Annotated in this window: 19 protein-coding genes; 10 read left to right on the forward strand and 9 right to left on the reverse strand. The window is 62.6% G+C overall.

What is annotated here, in order from left to right; translation table 11 throughout:
* Positions 1-40: 40 nt before the first annotated feature.
* The gene (locus AKI39_RS09610) at positions 41-1,420 is read left to right on the forward strand and encodes an MmgE/PrpD family protein (protein WP_066634898.1); all 1,380 of its coding nucleotides are present in this window, start codon (positions 41-43) and stop codon (positions 1,418-1,420) included.
* Positions 1,421-1,585: 165 nt separating this feature from the next.
* Here AKI39_RS09610 and AKI39_RS09615 read toward each other — a convergent pair whose 3' ends face one another.
* The 3 genes from AKI39_RS09615 to AKI39_RS09625 form a co-directional block, all read right to left on the reverse strand.
* Entirely contained in the window at positions 1,586-2,563 is a 978-nt protein-coding gene (locus AKI39_RS09615; protein ID WP_066634900.1) for a Bug family tripartite tricarboxylate transporter substrate binding protein, read from the reverse strand.
* A gap of 102 nt (positions 2,564-2,665) precedes the next feature.
* Entirely contained in the window at positions 2,666-3,526 is an 861-nt protein-coding gene (locus tag AKI39_RS09620) for an amidohydrolase family protein (RefSeq protein WP_066642605.1), read from the reverse strand.
* Positions 3,527-3,536: 10 nt separating this feature from the next.
* On the reverse strand, positions 3,537-3,974 hold the full coding sequence (locus AKI39_RS09625) for a carboxymuconolactone decarboxylase family protein (protein WP_066642608.1): 438 nt from the start codon (positions 3,972-3,974) through the stop codon (positions 3,537-3,539).
* A 153-nt stretch (positions 3,975-4,127) separates the two neighbouring features.
* Here AKI39_RS09625 and AKI39_RS09630 point away from each other — a divergent pair, with 153 nt between their 5' ends.
* On the forward strand, positions 4,128-4,847 hold the full coding sequence (locus tag AKI39_RS09630) for a GntR family transcriptional regulator (protein WP_066634903.1): 720 nt from the start codon (positions 4,128-4,130) through the stop codon (positions 4,845-4,847).
* 156 nt (positions 4,848-5,003) lie between these two features.
* Here AKI39_RS09630 and AKI39_RS09635 read toward each other — a convergent pair whose 3' ends face one another.
* Positions 5,004-6,008 carry a Bug family tripartite tricarboxylate transporter substrate binding protein gene (locus AKI39_RS09635; protein WP_066634905.1) on the reverse strand — a complete coding sequence of 335 codons (1,005 nt, stop codon included), beginning with the start codon at positions 6,006-6,008 and terminating at the stop codon, positions 5,004-5,006.
* A 374-nt stretch (positions 6,009-6,382) separates the two neighbouring features.
* Here AKI39_RS09635 and AKI39_RS09640 point away from each other — a divergent pair, with 374 nt between their 5' ends.
* A complete protein-coding gene (locus AKI39_RS09640; RefSeq protein WP_066634911.1) occupies positions 6,383-7,369 on the forward strand; it encodes a Bug family tripartite tricarboxylate transporter substrate binding protein in 987 nt (328 codons plus the stop codon).
* 124 nt (positions 7,370-7,493) lie between these two features.
* Positions 7,494-8,327 carry an SDR family NAD(P)-dependent oxidoreductase gene (locus AKI39_RS09645; protein WP_235610783.1) on the forward strand — a complete coding sequence of 278 codons (834 nt, stop codon included), beginning with the start codon at positions 7,494-7,496 and terminating at the stop codon, positions 8,325-8,327.
* Between the two features lie 48 nt (positions 8,328-8,375).
* On the opposite strand, the gene AKI39_RS09650 is transcribed toward AKI39_RS09645, so the two are convergent.
* Entirely contained in the window at positions 8,376-9,416 is a 1,041-nt protein-coding gene (locus AKI39_RS09650) for a LysR family transcriptional regulator (protein ID WP_066634914.1), read from the reverse strand.
* 308 nt (positions 9,417-9,724) lie between these two features.
* Here AKI39_RS09650 and AKI39_RS09655 point away from each other — a divergent pair, with 308 nt between their 5' ends.
* The 5 genes from AKI39_RS09655 to AKI39_RS09670 all read left to right on the forward strand — a co-directional run bounded on the left by AKI39_RS09655 (position 9,725) and on the right by AKI39_RS09670 (position 14,601).
* Positions 9,725-10,057 (forward strand): thioredoxin family protein, encoded by a 333-nt coding sequence (locus AKI39_RS09655; RefSeq protein ID WP_066634918.1) that lies wholly within the window; start codon positions 9,725-9,727, stop codon positions 10,055-10,057.
* 86 nt (positions 10,058-10,143) lie between these two features.
* A complete protein-coding gene (locus tag AKI39_RS09660; RefSeq protein WP_066634921.1) occupies positions 10,144-10,845 on the forward strand; it encodes a potassium channel family protein in 702 nt (233 codons plus the stop codon).
* Between the two features lie 325 nt (positions 10,846-11,170).
* The gene (locus AKI39_RS09665; protein WP_066634923.1) at positions 11,171-12,328 is read left to right on the forward strand and encodes an acyltransferase family protein; all 1,158 of its coding nucleotides are present in this window, start codon (positions 11,171-11,173) and stop codon (positions 12,326-12,328) included.
* Positions 12,329-13,280: 952 nt separating this feature from the next.
* Positions 13,281-14,378: a reverse transcriptase family protein gene (locus tag AKI39_RS24885; protein WP_076879682.1), complete on the forward strand. Its 1,098-nt coding sequence runs from the start codon at positions 13,281-13,283 to the stop codon at positions 14,376-14,378.
* Between the two features lie 7 nt (positions 14,379-14,385).
* Positions 14,386-14,601: a cold shock domain-containing protein gene (locus AKI39_RS09670; protein ID WP_066634925.1), complete on the forward strand. Its 216-nt coding sequence runs from the start codon at positions 14,386-14,388 to the stop codon at positions 14,599-14,601.
* Positions 14,602-14,762: 161 nt separating this feature from the next.
* Here the strand turns inward: AKI39_RS09670 and AKI39_RS26005 are convergent, their stop codons facing one another.
* The 4 genes from AKI39_RS26005 to AKI39_RS09690 form a co-directional block, all read right to left on the reverse strand.
* Positions 14,763-14,978: a LysR substrate-binding domain-containing protein gene (locus AKI39_RS26005; protein WP_235610817.1), complete on the reverse strand. Its 216-nt coding sequence runs from the start codon at positions 14,976-14,978 to the stop codon at positions 14,763-14,765.
* Positions 14,902-15,516: a hypothetical protein gene (locus AKI39_RS26010; protein WP_235610865.1), complete on the reverse strand. Its 615-nt coding sequence runs from the start codon at positions 15,514-15,516 to the stop codon at positions 14,902-14,904. Before AKI39_RS26010 ends, AKI39_RS26005 begins: the two co-directional genes overlap by 77 nt.
* Before the next feature lie 227 nt (positions 15,517-15,743).
* Positions 15,744-16,151: a hypothetical protein gene (locus AKI39_RS09685; RefSeq protein WP_066634932.1), complete on the reverse strand. Its 408-nt coding sequence runs from the start codon at positions 16,149-16,151 to the stop codon at positions 15,744-15,746.
* Positions 16,152-16,325: 174 nt separating this feature from the next.
* Positions 16,326-17,282, reverse strand: coding sequence for a GlxA family transcriptional regulator (locus AKI39_RS09690; protein WP_066634935.1), 957 nt, complete (start codon positions 17,280-17,282; stop codon positions 16,326-16,328).
* A gap of 149 nt (positions 17,283-17,431) precedes the next feature.
* Here AKI39_RS09690 and AKI39_RS09695 point away from each other — a divergent pair, with 149 nt between their 5' ends.
* Positions 17,432-18,607 (forward strand): MFS transporter, encoded by a 1,176-nt coding sequence (locus AKI39_RS09695; RefSeq protein WP_083228736.1) that lies wholly within the window; start codon positions 17,432-17,434, stop codon positions 18,605-18,607.
* The last annotated feature ends 90 nt before the right edge of the window (positions 18,608-18,697 follow it).

Raw genomic sequence — 18,697 nt, forward strand, 5'->3', positions numbered from 1 at the left:
CCGTGCTCACTACGCCATCCCCCAGCAAGGAGTTTTCGTCATGATGACGCCCGAAATGGCCGCGCGGCCATCGCCCATGCCCGCGCTGGCCGCGCATATCGCCGGTGCGCTGCGGCAGGCGCTGCCCGAAGCAGTCCTTGAGAAAGCCAAGTTCCAGTTCCTGGATACCTTGGCCGCGATGATCTCTGGGGCACGCCTGCCGCCCGGCGAAAAAGCCATCGCGTATGCGCGCACGCAAGGGGAGAGTTCGCAGGCCTGCGTGATCGGTTCATCGTTGCTGACCACGGCCGTCAACGCGGCGCTGGCCAATGGCATGCTGGCGCATGCGGACGAGACCGACGATTCCCACGCGGCGTCGCTCACGCACCCCGGCTGTGGCATTGTTCCCGCCGCCCTCGCGGTTGCAGAGATGCATCGGCGCGGCGGCCTGGACCTGCTCAAGGCCATCGTGCTGGGCTATGACGTGGGCTGCCGCCTCACGATGTGCCTGCATCCCTATCAATTCCGCGCCGCCGGGCATTCGTCACATACCTTCGGGCCCAACTTCGGCGCCGCCGCGGCGGCCGGCGTGCTGGCGGGCGTGGATGATGAAACGCGCGCCCGCTACCTGATGTCGTATGCCGCGCAGCAGGCCTCCGGCGTGTCGTGCTGGATGCGCGACAAGGACCATATCGAAAAAGCGTTCGACTTCGGCGGCATGCCGGCGCGCAACGGCGTGACGTCCGCGCTGATGGTGGCTAATGGTTTTACCGGCGTGGACGACGTGTTTTCCGGCGAGCGCTGCTTCTTCGATGCCTACGGCGACAAGGCCGACCGCGACGTGCTGGCGCAGGGCCTGGGCACCCGCTTCGAAATCCTGGAGACCAGCATCAAGCGCTGGACGGTGGGCTCGCCGATCCAGGCGCCGCTGGACGCCTTGTATGCGTTGTTGGCGGAACAGGAGGTTCCCGCCGACGCGGTGACGGCCGTCACGGTACGCATTCCCCACGAATCACTGACCATCGTCAACAACCGCGACATGCCGGAAATCTGCATGCAGCATCTGATCGCCACCATGCTGCTGGACGGCAAGCTCACCTTCGTGTCCGCGCACGATCGTGCTCGCATGGCCGACCCCGCTGTGCTTGCGTTGCGCAAGCGCATCAGCCTGTTCGGCGACGACGAATTGTCCAAGGCGATGCCGACCCGCCAGGGCACGGTGGAAATCACGCTGCGCGACGGGCGCCGGCTGTCCCGCCACACCCCGGCGGTGCGCGGCACGCCCGCCAATCCCATGACCCGCAAGGAAGTCCACGAAAAGTGCCACGACCTGATCGCGCCGGTCACCGGCGCCCAGCGCGCCCAGGCGCTGTGCGAGCGCGTGTGGGCGCTGGAGAGCATGACCGATGCGCGCGAATTGCGACCGTTGCTGAGCGCCTGAGCGCCTGAGCGATGTGCATGAACTGAGTCACTTGCCGAGCGCTTGGCGGCGCCGCATCGCGGCCATCCCGATGCGCGCCGCCGCCGTACAGGAGACCCATGACGAAGAGGATGCCGCTGCCTGTGGAAAAGAGCCGGCACGCATGGGAGCGCGCCGCATGAACGCCTATCCCAGCTTCAGGTTCGTCGCCCTGATGATCTTGCCCCACTTGTCCTGTTCCGACAGGATGAAGCGCTGGAATTCCTGCGGCGTATCGCCGACCATATCGACGCCGGTGGCCTTGAATTTCGCGATGACCGCCGGATCGGCAAGCACCTGCCGCACCGCGGCGTTCAGCTTGTTCACGACGTCCGGCGGCGTATGCGCCGGCGCGACCAGGCCGAACCATGCGTCCGATTCGAACCCCGGCACGGTCTCGGCGATGGCCGGGATGTCCTGCATGCTGGGCAGGCGATGGCTGGATGCCACGCCCAGCGCACGCATGGTGCCCGCCTTGACCTGCGGATAAGCCGTCGGCGAATTGTCGAACATCACCTGGATCTGGCCGCCGATCAGGTCGGTGGTGGCGGGGGCGCTGCCGCGGTAGGGGATATGCTGCAGGTCTATGCCCGCGTCCAGCTTCAGCAATTCCATGGTCAAGTGGCTGGTGGTGCCGCTGCCCTGCGAACCATAGGCGACGCTGCCGGGATGCGCCTTGGCGTAGGCGATCAGTTCCGGCACGGTCTTGAACGGCACGTTCATGTTCGAGACCAGCATGATGGGCACCGAGGCCAGCATCGATATGGGCGCGAAGTCCTTGATGGGATCGTAGCCGGGACTGGCATACAGCTGCTGGTTGATGCTCAGGGGCCCGGCGCTGGACACCAGCAGCGTATAGCCGTCCGGCTTGGCGCGCGCGACATAGGCCGCGCCGACATTGCCGCCCGCGCCCTGGCGGTTTTCCACGATCACCGACTGCTTCAGGATCGGGCCGAGCTTTTCGGCCAGCACACGCGCCACCACGTCGGTCGTGCCGCCAGGCGGAAAGGGCACGACGATGCTGACGGTTTGCGCGGGCCAGGCGTCAGCCGCCAGGGCGGTTGACGCGGGCAGGGCGCACGCGATCACAGCGGCCATCACTGCGCGTCGCAACTGCTTCAACATGGTTTGTCTCCCTCTTTATCGATGTTGTTGCCGGTGTCGCTGCTACTGCTTCTACTGCTGCTGTCACCAGTGCCGCTACGGCTACTGCCGCCGCCGCTAGGCTCAGAATCCGTAAAGCGCCGCGGGGTTGTCGACCAGCATCTTGTGCTGCACCGCCGGGTCCGCGATCCAAAGCGGAATCAGGTCCACCAGATCCCCGTCATTGGGCATCGGCACGTCGCAGATGGGATGTGGCCAGTTGCTGCCCCAGATCAAGCGGTCCGGCCAGCGCCGCGCGGCTTCATGGATCATCGGCAGCATGTCCGCGTGCGGATAGGGTTCATTGGACAGGCGGTACAGGCTGGCCAGCTTGATCCATACGCGACCGGTATCCATCAGTCCCGACAGGGCGCGGAAGGCCGGCCCGTCGACGCCCTCGTCGCCGCGGATGCGGGCCAGGTGGTCCAGCACCACGTCCACCCGCTGCGCGCGCAAGCGCGGCGCCAGATCCACCAGCTCGCTCGATTTCTTGAAATGCAATACCAGGTGCCAGCCCATTTCGCGCGCTTCCGCGGCCAGCGTATCGAAGGCATCGAAGCCCACGCCGCCGCCCACCACGGTCGACATGCGATAGCCGCGCATGCCCAGCTTGTGCATCGCCTCCCGTTCGGCCAAGGGACGGCCAGGCGGTATGACGGCGACACCGCGGGCCCGCGGCCCCATGCGCCGCAATGCATCCAGCGTGGCCGCATTGTCGGTGCCGTGCGCGCCGCCGTGCACGATCACGGCGCGATCGATCCCCAATGTCGCGAGCAGCTTTTCATAGTCTTCCACCGTGCAGTCTTCCGGTGTGTAGCTGCGCTGCGGCGAATAGGGGAAGCGCTCGGCCGGCCCGAAGATGTGGGCATGGCAATCGCAGGCATGGGCCGGCATGCGGAAGCGCGGCGTGCGGGTATTGCGGTCGGGGCCGGGGCAGGCGTGCATGGCGCCCACCTTATTCCGCCGCTGCCTGCGCTTCGCGCTCCGCGATGCGCGCCAGTATTTCCGCGCCGCGATTCGCGGCGGAGACCCCGCGGAAAATGTAGGCCATGCTGACCACCGCCTGCATTTCCTCCCAGGTGGCGCCGGCGCGCCGCGCCGCGATACCATGGATGACGGACGCATCGCTCAATTCCACGATCAGCATGCCGAAGATCATCAGCTGCGTGGTCTTGGTATCGAAGCAGGGCGGATTCATGGCATGGGCGCGCACTTCTTCCTGCAGGCGGACCAGCTTGGGATCCAGGGCACCCGTGACCAGCAGGCGAGATTCCACGCGCGGCGGCAGGTAGCCCAACAGGGCGCGATACGAGTCGCCCAAGTGCGCCATGCTTTCGTGCGGCTTTCCCATGGCTTTGCTGGCGATGTCTTTGTCTATGCGGGCTGCGGACATGATGGCTTCCTCGATCGGCGGCGGCATGCGCCGGAAGCGGCTATCTTTGTCCGAGAAATAATCGAAGTCAACAGTAAAATCGATTTTGTATCAGTTCATCGATTCAAGTGACGAACGCGGTAGAATCCCCGCCATGCCTCGCGATACCACCGCATGAACACCTTCCTGGAAACGTTGGCGGCCGACAATGCCGCCGAAACCGGATCTTCCTTGACGGCCTCCGTCGCCATCCAGGTGCGGGCGGCCATCCTTCAGGGAAGCTATGCGCCGGGCACCAAGCTGCGCCTGGACGACCTGCGCCGCGAATACGGCGTCAGCCTCAGTCCGCTGCGCGAGGCCTTGACCCGCCTGGCGGCCGAAGGCCTGGTGCAGATTACCGACCAGCGCGGCTATCGCGTTGCGCCGGTCTCGGCGGAGAACCTGGTGGAAGTGACCAAGCTGCGCACGCAGCTGGAAATCATGGCACTGACCGAATCGCTGGCGCGTGGCGACGACCGCTGGGAAGACAGCCTGGTCGCGGCCTATCACCGCCTAAGCCGCCTGGAACGCGAGGGCACGCGCGGCGAGGCATGGGAAAAAGCACATCGCGCCTTTCACCTGACACTGTTCGCCGCTTGCGGCATGCCTTTGCTGCTGCGCTTCTGCGGCACCCTGCATGACTTGAGCGACCGATACCGGCGCCTGTTCCTGGTACGGCATGCGCCGGACGCCAACGTGCCGCGCGAACACCAGGCGATTTTCGAGGCCGCGATGGCGCGCGACGCCCAGCGCGCGGCCGACATCCTGAGCAGGCACCTGGAGCGCACCGGCCGCAATGTGATGGCGATACTTAACGAGGCGGCAGCCGCGGACACCGAAGCCGCGGCGGATTGATTTGCCGGTGCGCCGCGGCTCAAGCTGACGGGGATCGCCCCCAAACAAAAGCCCGCGGAACGTTGCGTTCACGCGGGCTCGGTCTGCGGGATCCATGCGGACCCGGGGTGGAGGCGTCCTCCGTACGGGAAAGGCCGGCTCTCTGTACGGATTCCCTTATTCGGCGTGCAGATTGGCCCGGCGCACCACTTCGCCCCAGCGCTTTTCTTCCGCCACGATGAAGGCCTGGAAGGCTGCCGGGCCGGCGCCGGAAATCTCGCTGGAATCCTGCGCCAGCCGCTGGCGCACCGACTCGGCCGCCAGCGCGGCATGTCCGGCCTTATTCAGCCGCGCGATCACCGGCGCCGGCGTGCCGGCGGGCGCCAGCAGCCCGAACCATTGCGAACTCTCGAAGCCGGGGTAGCCCGATTCCGCGACCGTCGGCACCTTTGGAATCGCGTCCAGCCGATGTGCGGAACCCACGGCGATCAGCTTCACCCGGCCGCTCTGCGCCTGCGGCAGCAATCCCGGCAATCCCGCCGAGGCCGCATCGATATTGCCGGCCAGCAGGTCCTGCAACTGCGCCCCCGTGCCTTTGTAGGGCACGTGGACCACGTCGATGCCGGTGGCGGTCTTGAGCATTTCGAAGGCCAGGTGTCCCGCGCTGCCGTTGCCGGCAGAGCCGTAGTTCAGCGTGCCGGGCTTTGCCTTGGCCAAGGCCACGAAGGAGGGCAAGTCGTTGGCCGGCACCCGTGCATTCAGCGCGAAGACCATGGGCAGCTTGGCCAGCAGGATGATGGGCGCGAAGTCCTTCGTCGGGTTGTAGGGCAGGTTGGGCATCATCGCGGGATTCACGGCCAGCGTGCCGACGTGGCCCAGGATCAGGGTATAGCCGTCGGGCTTCGCACGCGCCGCTTCCATCGTCGCGATGCTGCCCTGGCCACCACCCTTGTTCTCCACCACGACTTGCTGGCCCAGGTCGCGCGACATTTCCATGGCCACCGCCCGGGCGATCACATCCGAACTGCCGCCCGGTCCATAGGGCACCAGCAGGCGAATGGGCCGGGTAGGTGTCCAGTCGTCGGCCGCTGCGGGACGCATGCCAAGCACCATCAGCATCGTGGCGGCGAGAGCGAGCAGGCGGGCGCCATGCCTGCCGCCGAAAAGGGCGGTACGCAACATAGGTCTGTCTCCTTGTGGACGTCTTTTTCTGGGTTTGGGCATCGCCGCCCTGAGGGCGGCAGCGCGCATCATGTCCAACAAGTCGTGGCGACGTAAAGCGCAAATAGTCGGCCGATTATTGCGTTACATGCATGAATTTCCGTTCTGCTACCGCCTAGCCTATGCCGACAGCCAGTGGCAGGGCATGGTTCAGGGGGAATTTGTACACCGGCGGCTTACAGCGCCCGGTGGTGCTGGGGCGTCCTGTTCTGAGCCGAACGGGGAACGAAGGTTTTCCCATTTTTCAAACCACGAAGCCCACGGTTTCCTAGAATGCTCGTGAACAAAGGCCGCGGACCCGATCCTGCGGCCGGAGCATTTCCCAGGAGACAAATATGCCGGCTTTGCGCTGGAAGTTCGTGTTCGCCGCCGCGGTGATGTCCGCGGCGCAATTGCTTGAGCCCTCGTTCGCGCAAGGGGCGGATACCTATCCCTCCCGTCCCATCCATCTGGTCGTGCCATTCACGCCGGGCGGCGGCACCGATACCCTGGCGCGCGTGCTGGCTCAGCAGATGGGTGAGTACCTGCATGCGACCGTCATCACCGAGAACCGGCCCGGCGCCGGCACCGTGGTCGGTTCCGACTACGTCGCGCGCAGCAGCCCCGATGGCTATACGGTGCTTCTGACCACCTCGGCGCACGCCATCAACCAGACGCTGGTTCCCAAGCTTCCCTATTCGGTCGAGAAAAACTTCGCGTCCATCGCGCTGGTCGGGCAGGCGCCCAATATCCTGGTCGTGCGGCCGGACAGCCAGTTCAAACGCGTGCAGGACATCGTGGCCTACGCCAAGGCGCATCCCGGCAAACTGACCTATGGTTCTTCCGGTACGGGGACCGCCGTGCACCTGGCCGCGGAACTGTTCAAGAGCACGGCACATATCGACCTGACACACGTGCCGTACAAGGGCGCCAATCCCGCCATGACGGACCTGTTGGGCGGCCAGATCGATATGTTCTTCGGTACATCGGGCGCCGTGTCGCCCTTGGTCAAGGCGGGGAAGCTGCGCGCCATCGCGGTGACCAGCGCCCAGCCTTCGCCGGCGTGGCCCGGCATCCCCACCATCGCGGAATCGGGCTATCCCGATTATGTCGCCGATGTGTGGTACGGCTTGTTCGCCGCGGCGGGCACGCCGGCGCCCATCATCCAGAAGCTGAACCAGGCCGTCAACGCGGCGGTTCGATCGCAGCTTTACAGTCAGCGCATGGCCAGCGAAGGCCTGGACAGCCCGCCCAGTACACCGGCGGAACTGGACGCCTATGTGCAGGCGGAAGTCCGGCGTTGGCGTAAGGTGATCGAGGACGGGCACATCACCGCGGGCTGATTGCGGGCACACGAAGGATAGGGGAAGCGGGATAGCCGGAAGGCGGATAGCCCGAAGCGGGATAGCCGAAGCGGGATAGCCGAGGCGGTCCGCGTACCTTCATGAAAACAAGGAAGCATCCAATATGACGAGCAAGGATACGGGCAAAAGCACCATGGACAGGAAGAAGCGCCTGGAGGGCAAGGTTTGCATCATCGTGGGCGGCGGCCAGCAACCCGGCGGCACGATAGGCAATGGACGCGCCACCGCCGAGCGGTTCGCCGAAGAAGGCGCCACGCTGCTGGTGGTGGACATCAACCCCGAATGGGCGCAGGACACGCTGGACGCCGTGCGCAAGCTGGGCGGCGAGGCTTCCATCCTGCAGGCCGACATCACGCAGGAAGACCAGTGCCAGGCCATCGCGCGTACCTGCATGGACCGCTACGGCCGGATCGACGTCCTGCACAACAACGTCGGGCGGTCCACCGGCGATCGCCGGACGACAGACCTGGAAGTGGAGGCATGGGACGCCATCATGGCCATGAACCTGAAGGGCATGTTCATGACCTGCAAGCATGCGCTGCCCTTCATGATCGCGCGCAAGTCGGGCTGCATCATCAATATCTCGTCCACGTCCTCGCTGGCCGCGCGCCCCACGCTGACCTACAAGACCAGCAAGGGCGCGGTCAACACCATGACGCAGCACCTGGCGATGGAGAACGCGCCCCATGGCATCCGCGCCAACGCCATCCTGCCGGGCTTGATCGATACCCCCATGGCCATCGAACGGCGCGCGCGCGAACGCGGGGTTCCCCGGGAACAGGTCCGCGCGGAACGCGATGCGCTGGTGCCGCTGGGGCATATGGGAACGGCGTGGGACGTGGCCAACGCCGCGGTGTTCCTGGCGTCCGATGAAGCAAGCTATATCACCGGTGTGTTGCTGCCGGTGGATGGCGGCTTGCTGGTGAAGCGGGGCTAAGCCGCCAGGCAAGGCAGTACGGCCGTTGCGGCCAGGCTGGCTTATCGATCAAGACCGGCTGCGGGAAGCCCGCGTGGCGCCGGGGCGCGACGGCGAGGAAGCCGGCCCTGATGCGGCTAAAGCCGTGGCGCCGGGGCGCTGCCGGCCTGGTTGCGATATGGGGTCCCGTACGGGCATGCGCGCCTTGCGCGCGTCGCGGGACGTTTGTTCGGCGCACTGGGCCAGATGGGCGAACAGGTGGCGCGCGCCAGCCTCCATCGTATTCAGATCCCGCACGCACATATACATATCGCGGCTGGCCCACGCATCCGACAAGGGCAGCCAGCTCACGCTCAGTTGCTTCACGTAGCTGCGCGCGATGATCTCCGGCACGATCGCCAGCCCCAGCCCTTCCGCCACCATCCGGCAACGCGCCTCGTAGCTGGAAACCTGGCTGCGCACCATGGGCGGGCGCGACAACGTGCTGCCGGCCAGCTCCAGGAAGCGCTCCAGCGCGTGGCGCGGGAAATAGCCCAGGAACTGGTAATCCAGGGCTTCCTCCAGGACCAGGGTTTTCTTCCTTTCCAGCGGATGGCCGCGCGGCACCACCAGCCCCACGCGGTCGCTGCGGTACTTGACCGAGTGCAGCCCGGGAGAGGGCGCTTCGGCGTGATAGATACCGACCTCCGCCTCGCCATTGGAGACCATCCGAGGGATGTCCGGGCTGTAGGCCTCGATCAGGTCGACATGGGAGTCGGGATGGCGGCGCAGGAAGGCGCTGATATCGCCGGGCAGGAATTGCACCGTGGTCGAGGGGTTGGCGGCCAGCCGGATCTTGGGTACGCCATGCCTGGAATAGGCGGCCAGCGCGTCGTGCGCCTGAGCCACGCCGCGCAGGATGGCTTTCGCCCGTTGATACAGCATCGCCCCAGCGGACGTCGGCTCGACACCGCGGCCGTGCCGGCGCAGCAGCACGGTGCCCGTCTGGCGCTCCAGTTCGCTGATACGCTTGCTGACGGCCGAGATCACCAGGTTCCGGCTTTCGGCGGCCCGCGACAGGCTGCCGGCCTCTACCGCGGCGACGAACATTTCGAGCAGGGGGATGTCCACGACGTGTTTTCAGTGCGGAAGGAGGAAAGGTTGAGGGCCATGCGCGTATACGACTGCACTTCGGGTGTCGGCGCATTGGCCGGCACGGCAAGTGCGCCGCACCAGGCCCCGTCCCGGGCATTGTAAAGAGGCAGCGTGCTTGCGTGCGGGAGCGTCAGGACGCAACGGCGCCGGGCATCGGCTGCGCCGGATCCATGCCCGGCGTTCTCTGGGGCCCGGAGTGGGCCATAATTGGCAACGACTACGCGGCTTCGCCATCAGGCAAGACAAGCGCGAAGAACGCCGCGTACAGCCGGAGGTACATCGTCATGTTCCAGGACTTCGATCCACACCGTCCCGAGCCCAGCCGGGAAGCCGTCGACGCCTTGAAAGGGCCCGCCGTTTTGGAATTCGGCGCCAACTGGTGTCCGATCTGCCAGGGCGCGCAGCCGCTGATCAAGGATGCGTTGGCCAGCTACCCCGAGGTCGACCACATCAAGGTCGAAGACGGCAAAGGCAAGCCGCTCGGGCGCTCCTACAAGGTGAAGTTGTGGCCGACCCTGATCTTCCTGCAAGATGGCCAAGAGATTGCACGCCTGGTGCGGCCCGATGATCGCGATTCGATCGCGAAGGCGTTGGCGGGATTACGGGCAGGCGGCTGAGCCGATGCACATGGCTCGCCGACGGTCTTTGGCTGCACGCCATCCGTCGTAAGATCGCGATAGGTCAAGATCGCGAAGGGGATCCGATGGCAAGCTCGAAGCGATGGCTGCAACGTGCCGCCATGCTGCGTCTGGGCAGCATGGCAACCTTGCTCTTCGTGCTGGTCCTGAGCGTCTTCGTCGCGCCAGCGGTCATTCCCCCCGAATCCGGCATCGGCCAGGTGGTCGAGGACGTACTGATTTCCCTGATCCTGATCAGCGGCGCGATCGCGGTATCCGACCGGCGTTTCGCCTTCATTCCACTGGCCATGGTGGCGGTCGTCGTCATGGCCGTGCGCTGGACGGGGCGCTTCGTGCAGTCGGAAATGACGCCCGAGATACGCGCCGCGGCCTTGCTGTTCGCACTGGTGATGTTGGGGCTGGTGATCGGGTTCAAGGTGTTCGGTACGGGCACCAAGGTTCGCGACCGCCTGTGGGGCGCCGTGGCGCTGTACATGCTGCTGGGCGTGATCTGGGCGGTGGCCTATGAACTGGTGAACTTGCGCGTGCCGGGCGCTTATACCGGCATAAAGGGGACCAGCACCGGCCCGGCCTATCAATGGATATGGGTCTATTTCAGTTTCTCCACCCTCACCACCGTGGGGTACGGCGACATCACGCCCGTTGCCCGCCTTGCCAGATCGTTATCGAATATGGAAGCGTTGATCGGCCAGCTTTATCCGGCGATCGTGCTGGCGCGACTGGTTTCCCTGCCCGCGGAGGACAGGCGGGATGACGAAGACGATTAGCGCCCCGCGCAGGGCGATTTGCCCCGCCTTGCGCACGTGTGATAGCCTCCCCTCAGTATTCCATCCAGCAGCAGCCAGGCTGTAATGGACAGCGACTCGGGGACACCGGGCAATGCTGCGTGCGAGTGGGCGCCCGGTTCGCTCTTTCGTCGCATCACCCCATACTCGTTCTCACGCCGCCGGAGATTGCCGCCTCGCCCAACATCGAGAGGAACGAGCGATCACGGACAGCAACATATCGCAAAGCATTGGACAGCTTGCGCATCGTAAAGATCAACCGCACCTGCCCTCGCTCACGCCCCTGCGCGGCATCGCCGCCATCTGGGTGGTTCTCTATCACTACGGCGTCCTGTATTTCCCCAACGTTCAGCCGAGCCGTTATACGGCGCTATTGAACAAGGGCTACCTGGCGGTAGACCTGTTCTTCATGCTGAGCGGCTTCGTGATGACGCATGTCTATCGCGAGGTGTTTGCCTCACGTGTCTGCTGGCGCAGCTATTGGACCTTCCTGTCGGCGCGCATCGCGCGGCTGTATCCGCTGCATCTGGCGGTGCTGGGCCTGTTCCTGGCCGCCGGGCTTGCGGTGAGCACGGCGGAGTATGCCGCGGGTGGTCCGGTAACGGGCATCCCGATGTGGGGCGTGCGATCGGTGGTCGCGCTGATCGCCAATCTGTTCATGCTGCAGGGCTTGCATGCCAGTACATTGAGCTGGAATTATGCGGCCTGGTCCATCAGCCTGGAGTTCATGGCGTACCTGGTGTTTCCCTTCGTGCTGATGCGCGTATGGCGGGCCGGGTCGCGCACACAGGGCTTATTGGCGTTGATATTGTTCGCGGTGTTGGCCTGGCTGGCCTGGCTGACGCGTGACGACTTCAACCAGTGGGATGGGCCCACCACGTTGCTGCGTTGCCTGCCTGAATTCCTGCTGGGCACCTTGTTGTACCGGGCCTACCTGTCGCCGGCGCGCGCCGCTTTGCTGTCGGGCGATGCGGTCACGCTGGCCTTGCTCGCCGCGGTACTGTTGGCCCTGCACGCCAAGGGACCGGACCTGCTGGTGATCGTCCTGTTCGCCGCGTTGCTGATGGCCGTGGTATCGAACCGCAGCCGGGTGGGGGCGTGGCTGAACAGCAGCCCGCTCGTCTGGCTGGGGGAAATCTCGTATGCCTTGTATCTGGTCCATGGCTTCGTGGAGCACACGGCCAGCGAAGTGCTGTCGCTGGGTCTGCACATCGCCGATCGTCATCAGCTTTCCAGCGGCTTGTCGCTCGGGGTGCTGGCCGTCATGCTAGCGGCCAGCCTGCTGCTGGCGGCGGCCTGCTACCGCTGGATCGAGAAGCCCGCCCAACGCTACGTGCGCGGGGCGCTGGCCGTGCAGGGCGACGGCGGCGACGCCACCCTGCCGGGCGCGGGCTCGGCGACGGTGGCCATCGCGGCCCCGTCCCATCGTCACGGCGTAGGCGGGAACACGCCTTTTGACTCGTGAAGAACAGGGGACAAAGAAGGCCGACCTCGGATATAGCAACCTGAGTTGTCTTGTTCCCGTCATTCCTGTGTTGCTGGTGTGTCGCAGGCGCAATGGCCAAACCCCCGGATTTATTGCCGTGTGACCATGGACGTAGGTTCGTTGCAAGAGCTGGATGCCCCGCGTTGGTCAGAAACCTTTCTATCATTGCTCGGGCTCGTCCGAAGGTTATTAGGACTCTGCGGCCCAACTGCTTTGCAGCCTGATGGTGTTTGTCCGCGACGGTTGGCGCGGGTACGGCCCCCTGTATGTGTTTACTTCCGGGTTTACCCTAGATGTATATATATATATCCGCGAGTATCATGGCATCACACCAGATGACACCATCTGGGTTGCTTGAACCTGAAGCTGTCGCACGTCGTTTTACATAGGAAAGCCTGGGTTTTTCTTTTTAGAAAAACGTTCTGTTCATTCAGAACTTGACCGGCAGGTTGTTGATGCATCGCCCATGCGCCCCGTAATGGTCGCGGCGGCGACGGAGCAGCCCGCTTAGAGTCGATTGTTGAGCTAAAAAATGAATACCTGAGCCGGTAGCAAGTTTTTATTTCCTATGTCTCCTTAGGAGTGTTGAGCCCCTGCGTCGGATTGGCCGAGGCAGGGAAAACTTTCCACAAGGAGAAAAAATGGCGAAATCGTCGAAAAAACGTGCGAAACAGTGCAACCTTCGCGTTGCTAAAGGTTCGGATGTGAAATTGCGAGGGCAAGTTCGCGGACAGAGCAACGCTGGCTACTGGCTCGGTGACTTGATGGTCCTGTTGAAGGTCATCATGACACTAGAATCTTTATGGATGCATGTGCGCCCTTGGGTTTGCCATGTGATGTAAAGTAGGTATTTATTTTTCCCCTTAAAATGCGCGCGCAATATTCGAAAGGTCCCATAGGTTCTTTAGAAGCCCTGTCGCGGACTCTTGGCATGGATCTCGGTATCCTGAGAAATACCATCAGGACGATTGATAAACACTACCACCCGCACTCTATTCCAAAAAAAAATGGCGGAAGTAGGATTATTCATATCCCCACCACGCATCTTAAGACAATCCAAAAGAGAATAAACAGGCAGATTTTCGACAACGTCATATATCCCTCCTATCTCTTTGGCGGTGTTAGGGAAAAAGACTATGTCAGAAACACTTCCGAACATGGCGGGTGTAATGCCCTCGTAGCGCTAGATGTGAAGGACTTTTATCCTTCCATTACCGTAGCCGCTGTTAAAAAGATATTTCAATACTTCTGCAAGTTTCCGGCGGAGGTCGCAGAAACTTTGGCGGGCTTATGTTGCCTCAACGGAAGAGTGCCGCAGGGCGCGTGCACCAGCTCGCACCTCGCAAATTTGGTACTACATGACGAAGAATACCATCTTGCCCAGTACTGTAAGAACAAGGGGTGGACCTATACGAGGTTGCTGGACGATATCAGTGTGTCGTCAAAGGCCGAATTCGATGTCAAAGAAATCGACGCGATCATAAGGAAGGTCAAATACATGCTCGGCAAGTCCGCGCTCAAGTTGAATAATAGAAAGACTCGGGTGCTTACGAAGGCGAATCCGGTCAACTTGATGGAGGTCACCGGCCTTTGGCTTAATAGAGGGGTACCTCGGGCACATCGCGCCGACCGCAATACTATCCGGGGTGAAGTCCATCAATGTGAAGTCGCTGCGCGGGACAGTCGTACGGAGAAGCAATACCACGAATTGCACAACCGAGTATCGGGGCGAGTAGCGAAATTATCATACTTGAAACACGCTAACTCGCGGGAGTATCGGGAAAGGCTTCGTTCTGTCCTGCCTCTTTACGACGAACATCAAGCTACAAACTTATTGAAGCAAGCCCGGTATATGGCGAAGACAAAGACAAATATAAGAAAGACGCCCGCATACTGCAAAAAATATTTTATTCTCCAACATCGACTCAACATTCTAATGCGAACGGATCGGGGCGCTGCGGGAAAAATCAGGGCTATCCTGACTACGTGTCGCCCGGCTATTGCGTCAGCTTCCGCCTATATTGAGTGAGGTCCGAATGGACAATCGATACGAAGTAGGGACTGTGAAGTGTTTTTTCTCCTTGAAGGGGTTTGGCTTTATAACAAGGGAGCGAGGCAAAGACGTATTTTTTTTCTATAAGGATGTAGTGGCGGAGGAGGATATGCTTGAGGGCGCGAAGGTGAAGTTCACAGTAGACCAAAATCCGAACGGAAAGGGCCCAGTAGCGCGCGACGTTCATAGGGTTGGCTAGAGCTGGGCGTTATCGTAAACGGAGGGGTACGGAGCCTTTTCCTCTCCCACGTGGTAACCAGGATGGAAATCTGGTCTGCCTGGACGACCACATTGAGATGCTCTCCTCATTTCCGACGCGGAATGAAACGTGTGGTCGCGCGCGCCAGCGGCTGAAGCAGATCAGTCGCCCGACGCTATGTGCTGTAGCCATTCCTTGAGCGCAACGACCGGCGGAGCGTTTTCGCTTTCCTTCCGATGAAGAAGGTAGTAGGCCAGCTCGCAGCTTTGCGTTTCGTCGAACGGCCGTACTAAACGTCCTTCAGCCAGGTCCCTTTCGATAAGTGTGGTCCTTCCCAGCACCACGCCGTCGCCCGAAATGGCAGCCTGGATTGCCATCGCGGAATTGTTCAGCTGGAGGCCGCGATCGCAGTAGCCAGTCTTCCCATATCCCGCCTTTTGCAGCCTTGATGGCCACTTCGGAAATACGCCGAAGCCCACCATGCATATGTCGTGGATGCTGGTGATGCCGTAAGTCCGCGGACGCCTTCAGTGCATGCTCGCCTCTGAGCAGCGCCGGGTCGCAAAGGGGGAAGAAGTCCGAAAATTCAGAGCGAATTGCTCGTCTATTTGTTCCTGCGTGGCAGGAATCCTGCAGCGCGGCCTTGCCGGCGCGGGCATTCGCGAATACGACGTCGATGTGCCCGTGGGTTTCAACGATTTCCGCGATTGCCTTGTCGATCTGTCCCGGGGCACGAAGATCGACTTGCAGGGCGATTCCGTCGTTTCCCAGCACGCGTTCGGCACCTTTCGGGCGGCGGTTTGGAGCCGATGATGGCGACCTGGCCTTCGGCGCGGAACAGCTTTGCGGCTTCAGCCCGATGCCGGAGGTCCCGCCGGTGATCACGCTTACTTTGTTTGCCAGTTTGAGATTCATAGTCCTTCAAGTCCGGTGTGGCGGAATGCCACGTCCGGGTGGCTGAACTATCGCGGCCGGCAAACCGCGCGACAAATGAGAAGATCTGGCGCGCCGGGAAATAAAATAAAAACGATCTTGGCATGGATGCGGCTTTATTGGCGCCGGGCCACGGGGCCGCACGTCGTCGCAAGACGGAGTCACCATCTGCCTACGACGTGGCGTCATAGCCTGTTCTATATCCGGCCTTACGAGCCGGCGCCCGTGGTGCCGGTCGCATTGAAGTTCCTGACGGTGCCCTTCGCGTTGAAGAAAATGTTCAGATCGCGGCTGGTCTTCCGCTGTTGCGACTGGGCGGCCGCGTTGCCAAGCGAGCCGGCCATCCCCGAAAAATATTTCGAGGCTTCTCCGAGATAGTCCTTACCGTTGATCTGGTCTTCGTTGTAAGACCAGTAATCCGCGCCGTCCGGCTGTTCGCTCTTGTAGCGGGGCTCGCCAAACATCTGCACCACCTCGGCCTTGGTAGTCTGGTTCGCGACCAAATGCTGCTTGAGATAAGCCATGCTCATTTTGTCCTCGCCGCTGCCGCCATTCATATTGGCGCAAGCTGTAAGCGTGGAAAGCAACAGAACAACCATCAATCCGCGGAAAGACATAGATACTCCTGAGTAGGATTTTTCTGAATCGGACGCGGGGAGCACCTTACTTAAATGATTGTTACATCGCAAGTAACTATCGATAACGAAAAATTATTCAAAATTCGAGTCAACACGTATGCGCTTAGATCGCCAGACGGGTTTGCCATCCGCTTACCGAGCGGCGAGACTTTATCAAGATGATTCCGGCTGCATCCGGCTTGCCCTGCGCACATGGCGGATCGCCTGCGGCGCTTGTCCCAGCGTTCGGAGAAACGCACGTCGCATCCGGTCCCTGTCCACGAAGCCGACTTCGCGCGCGATGATGTCCATCGAATGGCGGCCCTGTTCGAGCATCAGCCTTGCCGCCTCCACGCGCAGGCGCTCTACGGCCTTCGCAGGCGATTGGCCGGTTTCCGCGCTGAAAGCCCGGCTGAACTGCCTGGGGCTGAGGCTGGCCACGTCGGCCAGTTCCTCGACGGACAGGGTATTGCGCAGGTGCGTGCTCGCGTAGTCGATGGCCTTTTGGATGCGGTCGGATTTCGGTTCCAGGTCCAGCAAAGCGGAGAATTGCGATTGCCCGCCGGCGCGGCGGTGATAGACCACCAGTTTCCGCGCCACCGTGCGTGACACTTCCGAGCCGTGATCGCTTTCGACCATGGCGAGCGCCAGGTCGATGGTGGCCGACATGCCCGCCGACGTCCACACCGATCCGTCCATGATGAAGATCTGGTCTTCCTCGACGACCACGTTGGGAAAGCGGCGCCGCAGTTCCGGGGCGAAACGCCAGTGCGTGGTCGCGCGACGGCCTTCCAGGACGCCGGCTTCCGCCAGGACGAAAGCGCCCGTGCAGGGGGCGGCGATGCGCCGGGATATCTTCAGCGAGCTCCGGACGAAGTCCATCAGACCGGGTGAAGAGAAGTCCGTTTCGACGCCCGAGCCGAACATGACCGTATCGAAGACCGTGTCACTGAAGGGCTGGGTTTCGACCCTGAACCCGGCCGAGGACGGCACCAGCCCGCCGGTTTCGGAGAGCAGCGTCACCTCGTAGGCGGGCTCGCCCAGCGTCAGGTTGGCCGTCTCGAATACGGTGACGGCGGCGAAACCCATGACGTTGAAGTTCGGGAAGACGACGAAACCGACCTTGTGCATATGTCCCCCTTGGGCATGTCCTAAATCACCATTATTTATGACATTTGAGACGTCAACAAGAGGACATATCCTGGGGGCTCTTCTCCCGCCATGTCGCGCGCCATGCGTGGCATGGGGATTGGAAAGCCATTTACGAAGGGGCCGGTCAAATGAGTCGCCGATTACTGATGCTAGCGCTGGGCATGTTCGCCATAGGCACCGATAACTTTGTCGTCGCCGGGATACTCCCCGGCATTGCGCAATCGCTGCATACCTCCGTCAGCCTGGCTGGGCAGATGGTGACGGTTTACGCGCTTTCCTACGCCATCATGTCGCCCGTGATGGCGGCCCTGGCCGCCGGCTGGCCACGCAAGCTGCTGCTGGTCTCGGCGCTGGGGATCTTCGTGATCGGCAACATCATCAGCGCGATGGCAGCGGACCTGAACACCGTGCTGCTCAGCCGTGCATTGGCGGGACTGGGTGCCGCCATGTTCGCGCCGACGGCACTGGGTGTCGCCGCGGCGCTTGCCGATCCGGCAAGAAAAGGCCGGGCCCTGGCGCTGGTGACCGCCGGCCTGGCCGCGGCGACCGCGCTGGGGGCGCCGATCGGCACCTTCATCGGCGGACTGGGGGATTGGCGGACCACCTTGTGGTTCGTGGCGGGCCTGGGCCTGGTCTCCATGATCGGCGTTTGGGCAGTCCTGGCCGCGGTTCCGCAGCCACCGCGCATTACCCTGCGCGAGCGGTTCACGCCGGTGCGCGACGTCCGGATCGCGCTGACCTTGCTGACCTCCCTGTTCGCCTTCGGTGGATTCCTGATGGTCTATACCTACGCGGGACCGGTGCTGCATCGCGCGACCGGCGGCGACGCGCGAGCGCTGGCGGGATTGCTTCTGGTCTGGGGTATCGCGGCGACCGTGGGAAACATGATGGCAGGCCATCTGGTCGATCGCTTCGGCAGCCGCAAGATCATTAATGTGGGACTGTTCGTCGCCATCCTGAACTTCTGCGTGTTCCCGTGGACCTCTGCCCATATCGCGACCGCCTTGGTGTCGCTGATCATCTGGGGCTTGATAGGCTGGGGGCTGATCGTGCCGCAGCAGCACCGGCTGGTGAAAATCGCGCCGCACGTGGCGCCGCTGCTGCTGGCGCTGAACAATACCGCCACCTACACCGGGCTTGCGAGTTCAGGCTTGCTGGGCGGGGTGGTGCTGTTGTTCGTGGATCCGCGATATCTCAGCCTGGTCGGGGCCGGACTGATCGGAATCTCGCTCTTGCTGGCCGCCTTGGTTCCCGAAGGCGCGCGGTCGCCGGCGGTCAATGCCGGCGCGCATCAGAACGCCTGACGCCTCTTGTGCAGCAGCGACTTTCGGCGGCGCTATCTCAGCAAAAAAAATGGCCTGTTCCAATAGCAGCACGCTGACGCCTGTCACTCC

It is taken from the genome of Bordetella sp. H567 (assembly GCF_001704295.1).
GTDB lineage: Bacteria > Pseudomonadota > Gammaproteobacteria > Burkholderiales > Burkholderiaceae_B > Bordetella_C.

What these genes read in the sequence shown, in the direction of transcription:
- AKI39_RS09610 (WP_066634898.1), top strand. Translation starts at nt 41, where the DNA reads ATGATGACGCCCGAAATGGCCGCGCGGCCATCGCCCATGCCCGCGCTG.
- AKI39_RS09615 (WP_066634900.1), bottom strand. Translation starts at nt 2,563, where the DNA reads ATGTTGAAGCAGTTGCGACGCGCAGTGATGGCCGCTGTGATCGCGTGC.
- AKI39_RS09620 (WP_066642605.1), bottom strand. Translation starts at nt 3,526, where the DNA reads ATGCACGCCTGCCCCGGCCCCGACCGCAATACCCGCACGCCGCGCTTC.
- AKI39_RS09625 (WP_066642608.1), bottom strand. Translation starts at nt 3,974, where the DNA reads ATGTCCGCAGCCCGCATAGACAAAGACATCGCCAGCAAAGCCATGGGA.
- AKI39_RS09630 (WP_066634903.1), top strand. Translation starts at nt 4,128, where the DNA reads ATGAACACCTTCCTGGAAACGTTGGCGGCCGACAATGCCGCCGAAACC.
- AKI39_RS09635 (WP_066634905.1), bottom strand. Translation starts at nt 6,008, where the DNA reads ATGTTGCGTACCGCCCTTTTCGGCGGCAGGCATGGCGCCCGCCTGCTC.
- AKI39_RS09640 (WP_066634911.1), top strand. Translation starts at nt 6,383, where the DNA reads ATGCCGGCTTTGCGCTGGAAGTTCGTGTTCGCCGCCGCGGTGATGTCC.
- AKI39_RS09645 (WP_235610783.1), top strand. Translation starts at nt 7,494, where the DNA reads ATGACGAGCAAGGATACGGGCAAAAGCACCATGGACAGGAAGAAGCGC.
- AKI39_RS09655 (WP_066634918.1), top strand. Translation starts at nt 9,725, where the DNA reads ATGTTCCAGGACTTCGATCCACACCGTCCCGAGCCCAGCCGGGAAGCC.
- AKI39_RS09660 (WP_066634921.1), top strand. Translation starts at nt 10,144, where the DNA reads ATGGCAAGCTCGAAGCGATGGCTGCAACGTGCCGCCATGCTGCGTCTG.
- AKI39_RS24885 (WP_076879682.1), top strand. Translation starts at nt 13,281, where the DNA reads ATGGATCTCGGTATCCTGAGAAATACCATCAGGACGATTGATAAACAC.
- AKI39_RS09670 (WP_066634925.1), top strand. Translation starts at nt 14,386, where the DNA reads ATGGACAATCGATACGAAGTAGGGACTGTGAAGTGTTTTTTCTCCTTG.
- AKI39_RS26005 (WP_235610817.1), bottom strand. Translation starts at nt 14,978, where the DNA reads ATGGCAATCCAGGCTGCCATTTCGGGCGACGGCGTGGTGCTGGGAAGG.
- AKI39_RS26010 (WP_235610865.1), bottom strand. Translation starts at nt 15,516, where the DNA reads ATGAATCTCAAACTGGCAAACAAAGTAAGCGTGATCACCGGCGGGACC.
- AKI39_RS09685 (WP_066634932.1), bottom strand. Translation starts at nt 16,151, where the DNA reads ATGTCTTTCCGCGGATTGATGGTTGTTCTGTTGCTTTCCACGCTTACA.
- AKI39_RS09690 (WP_066634935.1), bottom strand. Translation starts at nt 17,282, where the DNA reads ATGCACAAGGTCGGTTTCGTCGTCTTCCCGAACTTCAACGTCATGGGT.
- AKI39_RS09695 (WP_083228736.1), top strand. Translation starts at nt 17,432, where the DNA reads ATGAGTCGCCGATTACTGATGCTAGCGCTGGGCATGTTCGCCATAGGC.